This is a genomic window from Pantoea eucrina (assembly GCF_020079945.1).
GTDB lineage: Bacteria > Pseudomonadota > Gammaproteobacteria > Enterobacterales > Enterobacteriaceae > Pantoea > Pantoea eucrina.
This window is the reverse complement of the sequence record NZ_CP083450.1, coordinates 261,304-279,106: the sequence shown is the minus strand read 5'-3', so window position 1 is coordinate 279,106 and position 17,803 is coordinate 261,304. Positions and strand designations below refer to the sequence as shown.

Below are 17,803 nucleotides of genomic sequence, written 5' to 3'. Positions count from 1 at the left end.
CATTATACTGTCTTTACTGTTCGGTATGAGATCAATATGTGATGCGTGCAGGGATTAACGTGCTTGATCGCGGCGTGATAAAAGCGATTGTTCTGGTTTGTCTGGCAGACGGTATTGTGGGCCTCTCCTATGGCTCGCTGGCCGCTGCACAGGGTTTTCCGCTCTGGGTGCCGATAGCGCTCTCTACGCTGGTGCTGGCAGGCGCTTCGGAATTTCTGTTTATCGGCATTGTTGCTGGTGGCGGAAGCCCGCTCACTGCCGCCGCCGCCGGGTTGCTGGTCAATGCGCGCCATCTGCCGTTTGGCATTGCGGTAAAAGATCTGGTGGGGCAGGGAGGCCGCAGCCTCCTTGGCTGCCATATCATGAACGATGAGAGCGTGGTATTTGGTATCTCGCAACCGGGGCTGCAGCAGCGCCGGGTTGCCTACTGGCTGTGCGGACTCGGTATTTTTGCGGTCTGGCCACTCACCGTTATCGGCGGCGCCATGATTGGCCGCTTTATTCCTGACGTTTCCGCCATCGGGCTGGATGCGGTTTTCCCGGCGATCCTGATTGCGCTGATTTTTCCGGCGCTGCGCAAACGGCGGACACGCATTCCGGCGCTGGCCGGGACCGCACTCTCTGTCGCGGTCACGCCTTTTGTACCGGCAGGAATGCCGGTGCTCTTTTCCCTGCTGGGGTTGCTGAGCTGGCGGGAGCGTAAAGATGGACAATAGTCTGGTCATTGCCGGTATCGCGCTGCTGGCCGTCGGAACGTACGCTATCCGTTTTGCCGGATACCGTCTCGGTAGCCGGCTGCCGATGTCAGAAAAAACGCGCAATATGCTGTCAGATGCTGCCACGGTCCTGTTGCTGGCGGTGGCGGTCACAACCGCACTGTTTGAAGGAACGCACTTTGCCGGCATCGCACGGGTAGCAGGCGTTCTGTTTGCTGTTTTTCTGGCATGGCGACGGACGCCGTTGATTCTGGTTATCGCAGGAGCCGCAGCGATGACGGGATTACTGCGTTATCTGGGCGTGCCGTAACGACTTTTCAGGCTGGCAATATCCGCCTGCCACGGCTTTTGCTACCCTAACAGTATAAGGCGTCGCTTCCGGATCCCTTCAGAGAGCGACAGAGTAAGCCAGAGCAGGATTGAGGCAAAAATGGAAAAGCAGGAACGAACCGACAATCATGCAGATGAGATCGTCAACTGCGTGGTCTATCGTCATGGCGAGCGGCAAGAGCATGTCGATGTTGCAGAGATCAGCGATATCCTGAAAGAAGATAAATCGTTCGTCTGGCTTGGGTTATACCAGCCCGAACCCGCTTTTATGCAAAAGCTGCAGGAGGAATTCGGGCTGCACGAGCTGGCGATCGAAGATGCTCTGCTGGCGCATCAGCGTCCTAAGATTGAACAGTATGGCGAATCGGTATTTATCGTGGTCAAAACGGCGTATATGCAGGCGCAGCAGCACATCACGTTTGGTGAAACGCACTTCTTTCTGGGCAAAAATTTCCTGATTACGGTACGCCATGGATCGCGGGAAGGCTATGCCGCAATCCGGGAAAAAGCGGAAAAGAATCACGCCATGCTGTCCCAGGGGCCAGGCTATGCACTCTACTGTATCCTCGATTTTATCGTAGACAACTACAGTAAAATCACACAAACGCTCAGCGAGCGTATCGGTAATCTCGAAGATGGGATGTTTTCCACGCGCTTTGATAACCACGCGCTGGAGCAGGTCTACCATCTGCGACGCCAGCTGCTGGCGCTGCGCAACGCCGCGATGCCGGTCACTGAAATCTGCCCGCAGCTGGTTCGTTTCCATGAAGATATTATCCCAAAAAATCTGCGCGCCTATCTGCGCGATGTGCAGGATCACGCGCATCACGTCATGATCGATGCAGAGGATATGCGTGAAACGCTGGCCAGTGCTATGCAGGTCAACCTCGCACTGGTCTCTGTACAGCAAAGTGAAGTGAATAAGAAGCTGGCGGGCTGGGGCGCCATTTTGATTGTGCCAACAATTGTATTCAGTATGTATGGCATGAACTTTTCCGACATGCCGGAGCTGCACAGCCATTTTGGTTATCCGGTGGCGCTGGGATCAACGCTGCTTATCTGCTGCATTATGTGGTGGCGGCTGAAGCGCGCGGGCTGGTTATAACGACGCCCGCGCGTCGATGCCTGAAATTTCAGCCTGAAATCGCCAGAATTTTTATGGCTTAAAACGGGCTGGCAGTAGGGCGCAGCGTGATTTCACTGACGTCAACCTCGCCAGGCTGATCGATAGCCCAGCTGACCGCCTGCGCTATCGATTCCGGTTTAAGGGCGATAGCCCGAAAGCTGCGCATCGCCTCCTGGGCCACATCGTCAGTGATGCTGTCAGCCAGCTCAGATTCCACTACGCCTGGATTGATAACGGTAACGCGCAGAGCGGACGACTCCTGCCGTAATCCCTCAGAAATAGCGCGGACGGCAAATTTAGTGGCGCAGTAAACCGCCGCGGTGGGTGAGACCGTAAGCGCCCCGATTGACGCGATATTGATAATGTGCCCCGCCTGCTGCTGCTGCATTGCGGGCAGTACTGCAGCGATGCCGTAAAGCACGCCGCGCACATTAACATCCAGCATCTGGTCCCACTCTTCAACTTTCAGTGAAGCCATCGGAGAGAGCGGCATCACGCCCGCATTGTTAATCATCACATCAATCCGTCCATATTTTTCAATAGCCAGACGGGCTAATGCCTGTGTATCAGCGCGCTGCGTCACATCTGTCGTCAGATAATCTATCCGGGCACCCTGCTGCTGCAGCTCATCACACAACGATGCCAGACGTGTGGCCCGGCGTGCACCAAGGATCAGCCTGTGACCCTGCCTGGCCAGATAGCGGGCGATGGCTTCACCGATACCGCTGCTGGCGCCGGTCAGAATAATTACTTTCGCTTTTGCATCAGTCATCTTTTTTTCCTCGTGTGAAGTACCCTGCTATTGTTGAAAAATGCCGCAATCGTCAACAGACCTATTCACTGCGCATCTTTGCCTGATCCTCTCGCAGAGCGAGCCGCGCGCTGCGCCTTGTGACTAAGCAGGAATTCAACTATCCGGGAGAACGTGTGATGAATGACGTGCAACAGCAGATTTGCACTTTGCTTAACCAGCTGGCACCGCAGGAGGGATATACAAAATCCCTGCTGGATAGCGTGTTATTTATGCGGGCTAATCAGCAGTGGGCGCGCACGCCGGTACTTTATGAGCCGGGCATCATCATTATCTGCCAGGGCGCTAAGCGTGCCTTTCTGGCGGATAATGTCTACCGCTATGACGCGCAACACTATCTGGTATTATCTGTGCCTCTGCCATTCTCAGCGGAGACTGAAGCGACGTCCGCTGAGCCGCTGCTGGGCCTGGCGATCCGTTTTGACGTTAACGTACTGGCGAAACTCATCGCGCAGGTGCCGGCAAAGCCTGCGGGTGAAGAGAGGGCGACGGCCGCTATTATCTCCACGCCGCTGGATAGCACACTGCTACAGAGTACGCTGGCACTGCTTCAGGCATTACGGGATCCGCTTGAGGCGCGGATACTGGGGCCGGCCCGTGTGGAAGAGATCTGCTTTCGCATTCTGATGGGGCAGCAGGGTGCCGCTGTACGCGCCGCGCTGGCGTATCAGGGCCATTTTGGCCGCATTGCCCGGGCGCTACAGCAAATCCATGATAACTGGCAGCAGCCTATAAACGTTACGCAACTTGCCCGTGAGGCGGGCATGAGCGTGCCGCGTTTTCATCTGCACTTTAAAACCGTTACACAAACTTCACCCATTCAGTATCTTAAATCACTGCGCTTACATCGTGCACGACTGATGCTGATCCAGCAGAACCTGACCGCAGCCGGGGCAGCTGCGCGTACAGGCTACGAAAGTGACTCACAGTTCAGCCGCGAATTTAAACGCCTGTTTGGCCGCAGTCCGGCAGAGGAGGCGCGCATAATGAAACGGGCATTTACGCTGCTGCCAGCCGAACCATACGACCTGTTTTAGCACCCTGCACGCGGGTAACGGCTGACTGAGCATCACCCCCTGCCACAGAAAGAAGCCTAAATGTTTTAAAGCGAATCCCCCAGTTAATCGTGGTATTGGCGGCTGCGTTATCCAGACTTGTGCCGATGGCGTTCCGGGAAGGGATATGAAAAGATCGCGCATCTTTAAGTGAAGCACCGCTGCCGCCTCAGGAACAGCGCATTGCGCTGCGCGCGACAGGTTTCCGGCAGCCGTGCTGCAGGCTGTTGTCAGCCATGCTGCAGGCACTTTTTATCGTTCAGGCTGACCTCTCTTATTGCACTGCAGCCTTACGGCAACATGTCGCTTCTGCTGCACGATAACGGAAGAACAACCCTGAGGCAGGCTACGAACTTTTCTGAAATAGAGGCTGGCAGCCGCAATCTGTCTTCGCCAGTCAGTACCAGGTTTTTCTGCAAATGCGCCCGGCGCTGTACCTGAACGGTCAGCGGGTGCTGATAAATCGCGCCAGATATGGTGCAGAGATAACGTTAATTTTCCCGGTGGCGGAGTAATGGAATGAGCGCGAAAGTGTGGTTAGTGGATGATGATTTGTCAGTAAGGGAGTCGCTGGGATTTCTGCTGAAAACCGTAGATTACGAGGTGGCTGACTTCGGCGATCTGGCGACGTTCGACGCCGTTGCCAGTGCAGAAGCGCTGCCGCTGCGCGGCTGTCTGCTGGTGGATGTGCGGCTGCCCGGCATGGATGGGCTTAACTGGCTGACCGAACAGCGCGCCCGTCATCCGCTGCTGCCGGTTATTCTTATGACCGCGTATGGTACGCTTGACGTCTGCCGCAGCACGTTTCAGGAGGGAGCGTTTGATATTTTTACCAAGCCGCTCGACATTGAACCGCTGCTTGCAACCCTGCATCGCGCGATGAATGAGAGCGAACAGCGTGCAGTGCAGCAGGGCTGACGCTTTCTGTTATCTCGCTCAGCCCGTCGGTAAGGTCTGTATTCCGCATAACGTTCTGCGCCAGATAAAGCGCCTCTGACAACTGTCAGAGGCGCTCCGGCTTTAGCTGGTTTTCTGCTGCTTAAATCCGGTGAGTACCTTTTTAGCACTCAGCAGCGGGAGCGGGTGGCGCGACAGCCTGCTATCGGATCACAGGGATATCGGCCAGGCGAGTGGTATAGCGGGGTGAGAGCATGTTGCGTTTCATCTGCCACGCCTGGTTTCCTGTCGTCTGGCTGGCGAAACCGATTTTGCCTTTCCCTGAACGGTTTATGGCGTCGAGAGCGGTCATCAGCGCATCCGCTTGGCACGCGGCTGCTGCTGGCTGAACATATCAAACTGCGTGCTGCCTGACTGCCAGAAGTCGCTCAGCATTACGCCCGCTTTGGCATAGCGAAAGCCGTCGCGCCAGATAGCGTTCAGCCCCTGCAAAGCAAAGGCGACGATGTCACGCGTGTCCGCCGTTGGATATTGCCAGCTGACGGGCGCGGTAGCAGAGTACCTGGGATCGTCGCCATAGCGGCCGGTCGTCACAGAGACGGTGAGATGACGGCAGCGGGAGCCCTGCTGGCGCAGCTTTTCAGCAGCCCGGGTCGCATAGGCCATAACCGCCTGCTGCATATCATCCAGCGTCGTGATGCGCTGCCCGAAAGAGCGTGAATTAACGATCTGCTGTTTTGGCGGCGGCGCATCCTCCAGTGCCAGACAGGATTCGCCGCGCAGCTCGCGTGCAATGCGCTCAACAATCACATCAAATTTTTTGCGGATCGTACTGGTATTACTTTCTGCCAGATGCAGCCCGGTGGTGATCCCCATCTCTTCCAGACGCTGGGCGATTCGCCAGCCAATACCCCAGATATCGCCAATGCGCGTCAGCTGCAGCAATTTTTGCTGGCGCAGGGGATCGGAGAGATCGACCACGCCGTTTGTTTTCGTCCACTGCTTGGCCGCCTGATTCGCCAGCTTGGCCAGCGTTTTGGTCGGGCCAAAGCCTACGCCTATGGTCAGGCCGGTTTCCTGGCGAACGCGCTCGCGCATCTGCTGACCAAAGCGCTCCAGCGGCATATAACTGCTAATGCCCGTGACATCAAGAAAGCTTTCATCGATAGAGTAGACTTCCTGCCCGGCAGCCATCTCATCGAGTATTGCCATCATCCGCGCCGACATATCGCCATTTATGTGGAATAGAAATTCAACACGAGACTTAAATCTTTCTGAGAGGATGTACACTACAAATTTGTACATTAATTATACAGGACTTATCCCCCGTTTTTGTGGATAAGGCAGAGGGCATATGTACCGACCGGCTGCAAAAACACGCCCGGGTTTTTACGATATTTAATACAGGGGGATGTCAGTTTAAAAAAGCCTGAACAGGGACGCGGCATTTCCCTTCTGGCTGTATAGCGGGCAGTCCGGATAAGAACGGTGATTTTTACCACCCTGACGCCGGGTGTATGTATCAAAAATCACCGGCTGGAATGAGACAGGCGGTACTTTCCGGAAGCTGCGACTGGACAGCTTCCATTTGCTGTCACGCTGCCATTTTCCGGCATTCTTCAGCACAGCGGTAACAGGCTTCAGCACATTTCTTACAGTGCTCGTGCTCATGTTTCGCGCACTCATCACCGCATTTCTGGCATGCTTCTGCGCAAACCTTACAAATCTGAGCAGCGAATTCACTGTCCATTGTCATCAGCTCAGCTGCCAGGCGGCAGATGCTGGCGCACTGCATGTCCGCCCGGATGCATTCGCGCATCATCTCAATATTTTCTTCTTTCAGGCAGGACGTTGCGCAGTAGTCACAGGTTGCAGCGCAGATATAACAGGCCTCAATGCAGTTGCGGTATTGTTCAGACATAATTTCTTCCCGTAATCGTTAAATGCAAAGAAGTGGTAAGCATGGAACAAAATGTTGATTGCTGCAAAAGCGTTTTATACAGACGGTAGCAGGAGTGGGATAAAACAGGGTTAAAAAAAGCCCGTCACAGTCAGACGGGCTGGCTGATTACAGCCTAAACAAAGTTGTTCAGATAACTCAGTGTAATGAGGGTTAACGCACAACACATTCCGTAACAACAGTAACCATGACAAAATCCGGATGATTTATGCCCAGGTTTTTTCAGCTAAGGCTACGGGCTGTCATCTGCGTTTATTTATCTTCCTGCATCATCTTGCGGTGCGTTTCAATAATGTTCTGATGTGCGGCAGAACTGCTGTTATTCATGCTCTGATGTGCCTGAATCGCCAGCTCATGTTCATTCATGGAGGCCGCCGGGGCTTTCTTGTTCATGCAGCAGGACATGTCCATGGGGGCTGGCTGAGCCTGAGCGGCTGAAACGGACAGAAGGACCGCAGCGGCGGCAAGCATAATCTTTTTCATTCGTAATTCCTTACGTTTAAAGGATAAAAATAGCCGTTAATTCCGGACAGGAACTTTACCGGCCTCAGTGATTTTCATCGTATCCGAAAAAAAACACCGTGAACGAAAATGACAAAAATGTAATTCAAAAACATCAGGTTCCAACATGACATAAATGTAATCAAGTCGGGATTCCTGTTGTGATAGCTTGCCGGTAACAAAAATAAAGTTCCTGACCGGATTGCATTAGTGATGCATCTGGTGTGGAGAGATTTTCTCCCGGGATAATCTGCATTTTGCCGGAGCACAGTCATGCAGCTTAAAAGTTCACGACGCAATTTTATCAAAGGGATCGCAGCGGCCAGCGTTGCTGGCGGTCTTGGTATGAAGACGTTCAATGCTTTCTCGGCGGTAAGTCTGGTACAGCCCCACATGCTTACCGGTAATGATTTCGACCTGTTTATCGCCGAAACGCCACTTAATATCACCGGCAACATCCGTTATGCCAAAACCATCAACAGCGGCCTGCCGGGGCCCCTGCTGCGCTGGAAAGAAGGTGATACTGTCACGCTGCGGGTTAAAAACCGTCTGAAAGAAACAACCTCCATTCACTGGCATGGCATCATTCTGCCAGCCAACATGGATGGCGTTCCCGGCCTCAGCTTTCACGGTATTGAACCCGATGATACTTACGTCTATTCATTTCGCGTAAAGCAGAATGGCACCTACTGGTATCACAGCCACTCCGGCCTGCAGGAGCAGGAGGGCGTTTACGGCCCGATTATCATTGATCCCGCTGAGCCCGAGCCATTTAAGTATGACCGGGAACACGTGGTAATGCTGACCGACTGGTCAGATGAAAATGCCTCTGCCATTCTTGCAAAACTGAAAAAGCAGTCCGACTACTACAACTTCGCCAAGCCTGCTGCTGGTGACTTTTTCCGTGATGCCCGGGATAAGGGACTGGGAAATACCCTGGCCGACCGGAAGATGTGGGCGGAAATGAAGATGAATCCGACTGACCTTGCAGACGTCAGCGGTGCGACTTACACCTATCTCATGAACGGTCAGGGCCCGGGTAAAAACTGGACCGGGTTGTTCCGTAAAGGCGAAAAAATCCGCCTACGCTTTATCAACGGCTCTGCCATGACCTACTTCGATGTGCGCATTCCCGGCGTAAAGATGACCGTGGTGGCTGCTGACGGCCAGTACGTCACCCCCGTCAGCGTGGATGAGTTCCGTATTGCCGTGGCTGAAACCTACGATGTCATTGTGGAGCCCGTCCAGGATGCCTGCACCATCTTTGCCCAGTCCATGGACAGAAGCGGCTATGCACGGGGCACGCTTGCCATTCGTGAAGGCATGACTGCCCCGGTTCCTTCCACCGATCCTCGTCCCTGGCTCACCATGGATGATATGGGAATGGGGGGTATGGATCACGGCAGCATGGGGGGTATGGATCACGGGCAGATGCAGGGTATGGACGGCGGTAGCATGCAGAGCATGGATGGTTCAGCTGTGGAAAGCGCCCCGGCAGGCAGTATGGCTGGCATGGATCACAGCAGCATGGCCGGCATGGACCACGGCAGCATGGCCGGCATGGACCACGGCAGCATGGCCGGCATGGGTGATATGCAGAAGCATCCGGCATCAGAAACGAACAACCCACTGGTTGACATGCAGGCCATGATGCCCACGTCGAAGCTCAGCGATCCGGGTATCGGGCTGAGGAATAACGGCCGCAGGGTTCTGACCTACGCTGACCTGAAAAGTACTTTTGACGATCCGGACGGACGCGAACCCTCACGCACCATAGAACTGCATCTTACCGGCCATATGGAAAAATTTGCCTGGTCTTTCAATGGTATTAAGTTTTCCGATGCAGAGCCGGTCACACTCCGCTATGGCGAGCGCGTCCGCATTGTCCTGGTCAACGATACCATGATGACACATCCCATTCATTTGCACGGAATGTGGAGCGACCTTGAGGATGAAGAAGGGAATTTCCTGGTGCGTAAACACACCATAGATATGCCGCCCGGCACGCGCCGCAGCTATCGTGTGACGGCCGATGCGCTGGGCCGATGGGCTTACCACTGTCACCTGCTTTTTCATATGGAAACAGGCATGTTCCGTGAGGTCCGGGTTAATGAGTGAGGTACTTCTGATGTCAGCTTCTGATCGTGGTGATATGAAACATAACTTTTGCAGCCCGGCGGCCGGGCTGCTGGTTTTCGCAGCGATTGCCGGCAGCGCACTTACGGCCGTCCCTGATGCCCGGGCTGAAGCGGCGCACAACATGCAGGAGCATGACATAGGTGCAATGTCGGGCATGGACCACTCCGCTATGGGCAATATGGAACCCATGTCCGGGATGGAAGGCATGGAGTCTATGCAGCCTGCTGCCCCGACTGAAAGCAGAACGCCTGTTCCGGTACTGACGGACGCCGACCGCCGGGCTGCGTTTCCTGACGTGCATGGTCATAAAGTGCATGACAGCAGCATGAACTGGTATCTGCTGGCCGATCAGCTTGAGTGGCAGAAAAATAATGAGGCCGGGGGATTCAGCTGGGACGTCAGCGGCTGGGCTGGCGGGGATATTGATCGGCTCTGGCTGCGCAGCGAAGGGGAAACCAGCGACGGAAAAACCGAGTCGGCAGAGGTGCAGGCCCTCTGGGGGCACGCTGTCTCGCCCTGGTGGGACGTGGTCGCGGGTGCGCGGCAGGACTTCAGGCCCGGCAGGCCCCAGACATGGGCCGCCGCCGGCTTTCAGGGCATGCCGCTGTATAACCTCGAAACTGAACTCACCGCGTTTGCCGGTGAGCAGGGACGCACCGCGCTCCGGTTTGAAGCAGAGTATGACGTGCTGCTGACCAACCGGCTCATCCTGCAGCCGTCTTTTGAAGCCAATTTTTACGGTAAGGATGATGAGGTGCGTGAAACCGGGAAAGGACTGTCCGGTACCGAGCTTTCCCTGCGCCTTCGTTACGAAGTAAAGCGGGAATTTGCGCCTTATGTGGGCGTATCGTGGAGCCAGCTTTATGGCAACACGGCCGATATGGCGACCCGTGAAGGAGAGAAGGACAACGAAGTGCGCTTTCTTCTCGGTGCCCGCGTGTGGTTCTGATGCAGTTAATTCTAACAAACAAGACAGGTATGAATATGAAACGTAATTATGCTGGCTACGTCATCGCTGTTGCCGCCTCTGTTGCTGCTTTTGGCGCGCAGGCGCATCCGGAACTGGCTTCTTCTGTCCCTGCTGATAAAGCGCAGGTGGCAGCGCCTTCAAAAGTGGAGCTGCACTTTACTGAGAATCTGGTCACAAAATTTTCTGGTGCACGTCTCGTCATGACCGCTATGCCCGGCATGTCCTCTCATGCCCCGATGGCGGTTGCGGCAAAAGTGGCCGCCGGTGGCGATCCGAAAACCATGGTGATCACGCCAGCCAAACCTCTGGTGCCTGGCACATACAAGGTGGAGTGGCGTGCGGTGTCTTCTGATACACACCCGCGCACGGGTAACGTCAGCTTTAGCGTGAAATAATGCCATGAACGATCAGACTTTTATTGTTATCCGCTTTTTCCTTTACCTTGACCTTATGGTTCTGTTTGGGCTGCCTTTATTTGAACTGTATGCCGTGAAGGGAACGCTTAAAAAATCGGTGTCATTATTCAGTGTCTGGTCGTTCTTCTTTATTCTGATATCCGTCGGCATTGTTCTGTCGCTGGCGAATATGCTGCTGGTCGCGCAGGCGATGAGTGGCGTGACCGACGCAGGTGAAATCACGCTCCACATCATAGAGATGGTTATCGGTGAGACTGCGGTCGGCCTCAGCTGGGTTATCCGGCTTGCCGCACTCGTGCTGGCCTTCATCGGACTGGGCCTGCGCCTGCGCAATGCCGTTCTGTCGCGTTACGTTCTCACGCTTTCCGGAGGCACAGCGCTGGCCACCCTGGCATGGGGCGGTCATGCGGCCATGAACGACGGTATGAGCTACTATCTGCATCTGCTGAGCGATATCATCCACCTGTCGGCAGCCGGTGCATGGGTGGGCGCGCTCACGGCCTTTGCCATTCTGTTATGCATCAAAAAGGCGCAGACGGCCAGCCACGTCCGGCAGCTTGCGGAAGCCCTGACGGGCTTTTCCCGGGCCGGCACGGTGATTGTGCTGAGTATTGTCATCACCGCCGTCATTAACTTTTTCTTCATTGTGGAAGACCCGGTCAAATCTTTGCCGGGCAGCCACTACGGGCTGCTCCTGCTAATCAAGACAGGCTTGTTTTTCGTTATGCTGTTGCTGGCTGCCGCGAACCGCTTCCGGCTTGCACCCGCACTGGAAAATGCGCTCGGTCAGGGCCACTATAAGACGGGTATTGCGTTGATGCGCAAAAGTATTATTACAGAGTTCAGCGTGTCTATCCTGATTCTGGCGACCGTAGCCTGGCTTGGCACGCTGTCGCCCGGTAACGGTATGGCGTAACGACACTCAGCTGCAGGGCCCTTATACCATGACCACTCTTCTGATCGTCGAGGATGAAATTAAAACCGGGACTTACCTGAAACAGGGTCTTCAGGAGGCAGGGTATGACGTCACCCTTGTGAATGACGGCCGTCAGGGGCTGGAGCATATCCTTCAGCAGCGCTACGACCTGATTATTCTTGATGTGATGCTGCCCTCCCTGGACGGCTGGGACATTCTGCGGCAGATGAGAATGGCCCGCCACGAAGAGCCCGTGCTGTTTCTGACCGCAAGGGATAACGTCAGCGAAAAAATCAAAGGCCTGGACCTGGGAGCCGATGACTATCTGCTCAAGCCGTTCGATTTTGCCGAGCTTCTGGCCCGTATCCGGACCCAGCTCAGGCGTAACCGCTCTCTGGCATCCGGCATGTACGAAATAGCTGACCTGGTGATGGACATATCCCGCCGGAGCGTCAGCCGTTCCGGCAAAAAAATTCATCTGTCCACAAAAGAGTTTGTTCTGCTTGAGCTGCTGCTGCAGCGTCGCGGTGAAGTGCTGCCAAGAAATCTCATCTCCTCCCTGGTCTGGAATATTAATTTTGAGAGTGACACTAACGTGATTGATGTGGCTGTCCGGCGGCTGCGCAGCAAGGTGGATGATGACTTCAGCCCGAAGCTGATCCATACCGTGCGCGGCATTGGCTACGTGCTGGAGATACGTGAAGAATGAAGCGTAACTGGTCTCTGACTTCCAGACTTAGCCTGGTCTTTGCCGGTGTCATGATGTCCGTCTGGCTGCTTACCAGCGTTCTGCTGGTTGCCGCGCTGGGCAGTTACTTTCGCAGCCAGGACCTTACGCTGCTGACCGGTAAGCTTGAGCTGGCTACCGAACTGCTGGAAAGTGAAGTCCGTACAGGAAAGCTTGATACCGTCGGGCTTGCCCGCAAGCTTGCCGACGCCATGGTGGGCCATAGCGGACTTTATCTGTCGATCAGGACTGCCGATAATCAAATACTCGCCGACTATTTCTCTCCCGGCTTCCCGGTTCCGGCTGAGCGCTTTGCCGGTGAGGCTCTGAAGCTGAACACCCTGCAGACGGTGGAGGAAGACGGCTGGCGCTATAACGTCATGATTAAAAAAATCGGTGCAGAGAACGCGGGCAGGCACCGGGACGTGCTGATAACAGCCGCCTACGATACTGGCTTTCATGATGAATTTATCGGCCAGCTGAAAGAGTGGCTGATGTGGCTTAACGGGGGACTGATTTTTCTTTCTGTCTTGCTGGGCTGGCTTGCCACCCGCATCGGACTCCGGCCGCTGAATGAAATAAACCGGCTGGCTTCGGCTATTACCGTTAATAATCTCAGTGAGCGCCTGCCGGCCCGACACCTTCCTTCGGAGCTTATGCCTACCGTAGCCGAGTTTAACAGCATGCTGGAGAGACTGGAGGGCTCTTTCAGGCGCCTGTCAGAGTTTTCATCTGACATAGCCCATGAGCTGCGCACTCCCGTAAGTAACCTGATGATGCAGACGCAGGTTGCCCTGTCCCGGGAGCGTGACGCTGCCAGCTACCGGGAAGTGCTTTTCTCAAACCTGGAGGAGCTGGGCCGACTTGCCAGAATGAGCAGCGACATGCTGTTTCTGGCGAAGTCTGAAAACGGGCTGCTGGCGCTGGAAAATGAGATTTTTTCCGCAAAGGCAGAACTCGAAGAACTAATCGAATTTTTCGAGCCGCTGGCCGCTGAAAACGGTAAAACCCTGACGCTTGAAGGGGAGGCCAGCATGAAGGGCGATCGTCTGATGCTACGCCGGGCGCTGAGCAACCTGATAACCAATGCCATAAAGTACTCTTCAGACGGCGCGGCGATCCTGATCCGGGCAGAACAGCAGATCGGGATGGCGTTTGTTTATATATCTAACCGCACGGAAGCCATCACGCAGGAAAATCTGGACAGGCTTTTTGATCGCTTTTACCGGGGCGACTCGTCCCGGCAACATAACACGGACGGTGCTGGCCTGGGCCTTTCCATCACGCGAGCCGTTGTTCAGGCTCACAACGGTACATTGCAGGTTTTTCTGGACGATGACATCGTTACGTTTACGGTAAAAATACCGGCAGCATAATTTATGTTGATGTGCGCTTTCTTCGGGCTGTCGCCCGTAATAATTCTGAACTGCTTTAAACCAAGGATTTCTTTCCCGGTTTAGTGAAACGAGCCCGGGTGCTTTACTAAACTAAATTCTCTTAGCCCAGAAAAGGAACGGATCATGAAAAAGTTACAGACAGCCCTGGTTTCCCTGCTGGTTGTTCTGCCAGTTGCGGCTATGGCACAGAAGCCAGATATGAAGATGACGCAGGACATGCATATGTCTCCAGCTTCAAAAGAATACATGGCCGGCATGCAGAATATGCACCGCAGCATGATGGATGCGATGAAGGAGCAGGATGCAGACAGGGCTTTTGCCAGAGGCATGGCTGAGCACCATAAAGGCGCGATAGCCATGGCCGAAACAGAGCTGAAGTACGGAAAAGATCCTGAAATGAGAAATATGGCTGAAGATGTCATCAAAGCACAGAAGGCGGAGATTGAACATCTGGAAAAATGGCTGAATAAATAGTTTACAGCTGACATCAGAAGACTGATTTCAACCGACCGGCAGGGCCCCTGAGAGGGCCCTTATTTATCTTTTTTCAGGCAGAAAAAAGAAATAATCTAAACCGGAATGACTGCGGAAAAAAGAGGTATGGCTCAGTGAATCAGCTTTGACTGCTGACTTTCTGTTACGACGCAGAACTCACGCACTGTGCTGCTACTTACCTGAAATAATATGCTGTCCGGACAGATGTTTTACCGGATGAGAACCTTACTGCTTTTTCTCAGAGCAGCCTCCAGTTTTTCCGTATCTCCCTCCACGATGGCTCTCTCGTCAACCGTCAGCGGCACCTCCTCCAGATATCTTTTTACGGACGCCTTACTTTCGAGCAGAAGTCCTCTTGCACTCTGTTTTGGCAGATTAAAGTCACAACCGATGCACGCCATCCGGTGCGGGCAGTTGCTCCAGAAAGGATTCATACAGTACGAATCGCCGAGATCATAATATATTGCCGGACCGGTGAGGCTGACGGCAAGCGGATCATGGTCAATCAGCACGCTCATCATATGCGCGACCCGGTCCGCCTTCACAAAAGAGGCTGCCAGCTGTGTCGGCCGTATACGAATATAATGCATCGTAGACTGCGGCGAAGAGTGACCTGACCACTGCATCAGCTCGTATAGCGACATGCCCTGAGGAACACTGGCCAGTGCTGTCACGGCCGATGCTCGCCCCCGGTGGCTGGTAATGGGACCCCGGCTGTCTTCCTCCGGCATCCCCGCTCTGGCACAGAGAACCGGAATAACGGTGCGGTTTATTATATCTCTTCCCACGGCTTTGCCCCGGTACTGAAACAGGAAACGGACCTTTTCACCGGTGCGTTCATCCGTCAGCGCTGCCTGCTCTTCTGGTCGCTCTGCCAGCCAGATATCGACATACTTTTTCACTGCAGCAGAAACCGGTTTAACAAAGGCTTTAGAGGTCTTGCCAGCTGGCACATTAAGGTAGCAAAGGGTCCCGGCAGGAATGGTACTGCCGTCGTCCCGGTTAATATCTTCCGATTGTGGAATGATGCAGCCTGCGGTCAGGCGCATCAGCTCATTCTGGCGCAGCCCTGCATGCGTCCAGATGACCGCCATAGCCTGCAGCATAGACAGGGGATAATGAATTTCACTCAGCAAATCTTCCTGACGCAGGTTCAGACTTGCCCATACCAGTTTCAGCCAGACCGGATCATCAATAACCCGGGGGTTGACGCCCTGACGAAACAGCGGCGTATCAGGCGTGGAGAGATGGCGGGACGGACTGAATTTCAGCCGTCCCCATCCCCAGCTCTCGTAGTCAATCATAAAGCGGCGGACGGCATACACAAAACCGGCGCGGGAGTTTGGCAGCATGGGTTCTCCGGAACGGGAAGACCGGCGCATCCCCTGTGCCGTGCCCAGAGAAAGTTCATCGACTTTCATTCTTCCGACTGTTGCAATGAAGCTTGCGCAGATCTCCATTGTCCAGTCGGACGGCTCGCGTATTTCCGGATGCTCCCGGGCGAGCCACAGGCCGCAGCGGAGGATAAAACTGTACTGGCTCTCTCTGGATCGGGGACGAAGCACTGAGGTTTCCCTCCACCGCCGACAGCATGCTACCCAGGCCTGTGCGATGTCTTCTGTCGGTTTTTCGCGCCACTCCTGGTAATTGCGCATACGCACGGGGCTTTTGATGATGCCCATTGCGGCAAGCGCATGCGAAACTCTGCCCACTGTCTTTGCGATCCCGCGATCGTGATATTTCTGCGCGCGCCACAGGAGATCAGTCGTGAAGCTTTCGAGCTGAGGATTACTGTTCATCATCATCAGTATGCCCAGCAGGGCTGACAGCTGATTTTTCTGGTTCCTGCGTTTGTATCCCAGTGAAACCAGAGCTTCCGTCAGCCGGTTAAGTTCCTGTGTGAAAAATTCCCGGCCATAGATGGCACAGGCGTACAGCGACGGGGCACCATGATGCGGCAGATCGAACGGTGAGGGGAACGGGCCAAGATGGAAGGCAAAAGCCGCAATAAGGGGCCTGCCTGAACGGTGCTGCTGGCACAGCGTCAGCCACTTTTCTGATCCCCACAGCCAGCAGGGTTGCCCTGTCCGGTGTATTTCCGCCAGAACGGCAGAAATGATAATCCTGACGAGTCTGTCACTTGTGCCGCTGCGGTCGGCAATATCCTGAAGAGGCCGCAGTAAAGATGACAGCGGACCTTGCTGGCTCAGAGCAGAGGTACGTTTGTGCCCGGTGCTTAACGCCTCGCGCTCTTCAGTGTTTAACACATTATTCAGCTGATAGTCTGAACGACTGAAAGGGACATAAATGTTATGAATTCCTGTTTCTGCTTTCATCACACTGCCCCCGCCTGAAAGATAAGCTCTGCGATCTTCCGGTCGGTTTCAGCGACGGCAGCAGCCATGCGGGCAGCCATATCCGTTCCCGACAGATGAATATAAATTTGTGTGGTACGCGGGTCCCTGTGCCCTGCATACGTAGCCAGTTCATGCAGTTTCCATCCGGCCCGTGCCAGGTGCGTCAGCCGGAGGTGACGAAAAGTATGCGTGGTGATGTCTGGCTGATCAGTCTCTGTCGCCCATTTCCGCACGGTTTTACTCCAGCTCCAGAACGAGAGCGGAGCGCCGTAATTACGGTCAGAGGCGGAACGGAACAGAGCACCGCCTGACCAGCCTGCCAGCCGTAGCTGTTGGAAATGATTTGCCAGTACCCGCGCAACGTCAGCGCTGTAGCAGACCATTCTTTCCCGTCTGTTTTTCGTCGTCTCTGCGCGGATGCGTATCAGGCGGTGAGCCAGATCAATGTCCTCAAGCCTCAGAGCCGTCACTTCCGTACGCCGGAGCGCGCCATAATACGCCAGAGCAAGCATCAGCCGGTCACGCAGGGACGCGGCAGAAACGTGTTTCAGGAACCTGAGCCACTGCCCGTCATCGGGAATAACGGGGAGGCGGGTGATACGTGGGATCAGGCCTCGCCCGGTATAAATGGCACCAGGCAAACCCGAACGGGGTAACGGGTTGAGACGGCAAATATCCTGGTAGATCAGAAAGTCATACCAGAGGCGAAGAGCTGAAATGCGCAACTGGAGTGTGGCGCTGGCAACGGGTGACGGCATATCAGGGAGCTGAGGGCGGATATATCCTGCAATGTCTTCAAAGGAAGCCCTTTCAGGAGCAATATCGTGTATTTCACAGAAGGCAAAAAAATGCGTCAGGGCACTTCGATAGGCTTTAATAGTTGAGCTGGCTCTTCCTAAATTCGAAAGAATTTTAAGCCACTGCCCGGCCAGCAGCAAAGCCGAAGTGGAATGTGTTTTTGTGTTCACGGCCTTCCCCTTTCAGTTCAGG

General features: G+C 54.6%; 19 protein-coding genes. 12 read left to right on the top strand and 7 right to left on the bottom strand.

The window, feature by feature from the left end:
* Positions 1-41 precede the first annotated feature (41 nt).
* The 3 genes from LAC65_RS17885 to corA all read left to right on the top strand — a co-directional run bounded on the left by LAC65_RS17885 (position 42) and on the right by corA (position 2,151).
* On the top strand, positions 42-716 hold the full coding sequence (locus LAC65_RS17885; RefSeq protein WP_040113744.1) for an AzlC family ABC transporter permease: 675 nt from the start codon (positions 42-44) through the stop codon (positions 714-716).
* Positions 706-1,026, top strand: a complete 321-nt coding sequence (locus LAC65_RS17880; protein WP_040113737.1) for an AzlD domain-containing protein — start codon at positions 706-708, stop codon at positions 1,024-1,026. The genes LAC65_RS17885 and LAC65_RS17880 overlap by 11 nt, the downstream gene beginning before the upstream one ends.
* 120 nt (positions 1,027-1,146) lie before the next feature.
* Positions 1,147-2,151 (top strand): magnesium/cobalt transporter CorA, encoded by a 1,005-nt coding sequence (gene corA / locus LAC65_RS17875; RefSeq protein ID WP_052246556.1) that lies wholly within the window; start codon positions 1,147-1,149, stop codon positions 2,149-2,151.
* A 58-nt stretch (positions 2,152-2,209) separates the two neighbouring features.
* On the opposite strand, the gene LAC65_RS17870 is transcribed toward corA, so the two are convergent.
* Positions 2,210-2,944, bottom strand: coding sequence for an SDR family oxidoreductase (locus tag LAC65_RS17870; RefSeq protein ID WP_040113735.1), 735 nt, complete (start codon positions 2,942-2,944; stop codon positions 2,210-2,212).
* Positions 2,945-3,102: 158 nt separating this feature from the next.
* On the opposite strand from LAC65_RS17870, the gene LAC65_RS17865 reads away from it, so the two are divergent.
* Complete coding sequence (locus LAC65_RS17865; RefSeq protein ID WP_040113733.1) at positions 3,103-4,020, top strand: AraC family transcriptional regulator; 918 nt, start codon at positions 3,103-3,105, stop codon at positions 4,018-4,020.
* 537 nt (positions 4,021-4,557) lie between these two features.
* Positions 4,558-4,956 carry a response regulator transcription factor gene (locus tag LAC65_RS17860; protein ID WP_052246555.1) on the top strand — a complete coding sequence of 133 codons (399 nt, stop codon included), beginning with the start codon at positions 4,558-4,560 and terminating at the stop codon, positions 4,954-4,956.
* 181 nt (positions 4,957-5,137) lie between these two features.
* Here LAC65_RS17860 and LAC65_RS17855 read toward each other — a convergent pair whose 3' ends face one another.
* The 4 genes from LAC65_RS17855 to LAC65_RS18310 all read right to left on the bottom strand — a co-directional run bounded on the left by LAC65_RS17855 (position 5,138) and on the right by LAC65_RS18310 (position 7,366).
* Positions 5,138-5,287, bottom strand: a complete 150-nt coding sequence (locus LAC65_RS17855; RefSeq protein WP_224144883.1) for a DUF4113 domain-containing protein — start codon at positions 5,285-5,287, stop codon at positions 5,138-5,140.
* Entirely contained in the window at positions 5,287-6,162 is an 876-nt protein-coding gene (locus LAC65_RS17850) for a DinB/UmuC family translesion DNA polymerase (protein WP_052246554.1), read from the bottom strand. The genes LAC65_RS17855 and LAC65_RS17850 overlap by 1 nt, the downstream gene beginning before the upstream one ends.
* 367 nt (positions 6,163-6,529) lie before the next feature.
* On the bottom strand, positions 6,530-6,856 hold the full coding sequence (locus LAC65_RS17845; protein WP_033755879.1) for a four-helix bundle copper-binding protein: 327 nt from the start codon (positions 6,854-6,856) through the stop codon (positions 6,530-6,532).
* Positions 6,857-7,147: 291 nt separating this feature from the next.
* Positions 7,148-7,366: a hypothetical protein gene (locus tag LAC65_RS18310; RefSeq protein WP_420852420.1), complete on the bottom strand. Its 219-nt coding sequence runs from the start codon at positions 7,364-7,366 to the stop codon at positions 7,148-7,150.
* A 303-nt stretch (positions 7,367-7,669) separates the two neighbouring features.
* On the opposite strand from LAC65_RS18310, the gene LAC65_RS17835 reads away from it, so the two are divergent.
* From LAC65_RS17835 to copM, 7 genes are all read left to right on the top strand, one after another.
* Positions 7,670-9,514 (top strand): copper resistance system multicopper oxidase, encoded by a 1,845-nt coding sequence (locus tag LAC65_RS17835; RefSeq protein ID WP_192415507.1) that lies wholly within the window; start codon positions 7,670-7,672, stop codon positions 9,512-9,514.
* A gap of 34 nt (positions 9,515-9,548) precedes the next feature.
* The gene (locus LAC65_RS17830; RefSeq protein WP_040113917.1) at positions 9,549-10,484 is read left to right on the top strand and encodes a copper resistance protein B; all 936 of its coding nucleotides are present in this window, start codon (positions 9,549-9,551) and stop codon (positions 10,482-10,484) included.
* Between the two features lie 35 nt (positions 10,485-10,519).
* On the top strand, positions 10,520-10,900 hold the full coding sequence (gene copC, locus LAC65_RS17825) for a copper homeostasis periplasmic binding protein CopC (RefSeq protein ID WP_101826986.1): 381 nt from the start codon (positions 10,520-10,522) through the stop codon (positions 10,898-10,900).
* A gap of 4 nt (positions 10,901-10,904) precedes the next feature.
* A complete protein-coding gene (gene copD / locus LAC65_RS17820) occupies positions 10,905-11,837 on the top strand; it encodes a copper homeostasis membrane protein CopD (RefSeq protein ID WP_038863463.1) in 933 nt (310 codons plus the stop codon).
* Between the two features lie 28 nt (positions 11,838-11,865).
* Entirely contained in the window at positions 11,866-12,546 is a 681-nt protein-coding gene (locus tag LAC65_RS17815; RefSeq protein WP_007708057.1) for a heavy metal response regulator transcription factor, read from the top strand.
* Positions 12,543-13,940, top strand: a complete 1,398-nt coding sequence (locus LAC65_RS17810; protein ID WP_224144881.1) for a heavy metal sensor histidine kinase — start codon at positions 12,543-12,545, stop codon at positions 13,938-13,940. The genes LAC65_RS17815 and LAC65_RS17810 overlap by 4 nt, the downstream gene beginning before the upstream one ends.
* Before the next feature lie 144 nt (positions 13,941-14,084).
* The gene (gene copM / locus LAC65_RS17805; protein ID WP_040113726.1) at positions 14,085-14,435 is read left to right on the top strand and encodes a CopM family metallochaperone; all 351 of its coding nucleotides are present in this window, start codon (positions 14,085-14,087) and stop codon (positions 14,433-14,435) included.
* Between the two features lie 230 nt (positions 14,436-14,665).
* Here copM and LAC65_RS17800 read toward each other — a convergent pair whose 3' ends face one another.
* Both LAC65_RS17800 and LAC65_RS17795 read right to left on the bottom strand, forming a co-directional pair.
* A complete protein-coding gene (locus LAC65_RS17800; protein ID WP_224144880.1) occupies positions 14,666-16,792 on the bottom strand; it encodes a tyrosine-type recombinase/integrase in 2,127 nt (708 codons plus the stop codon).
* Complete coding sequence (locus LAC65_RS17795) at positions 16,792-17,781, bottom strand: tyrosine-type recombinase/integrase (RefSeq protein ID WP_040113722.1); 990 nt, start codon at positions 17,779-17,781, stop codon at positions 16,792-16,794. The genes LAC65_RS17800 and LAC65_RS17795 overlap by 1 nt, the downstream gene beginning before the upstream one ends.
* Between the last annotated feature and the right edge of the window lie 22 nt (positions 17,782-17,803).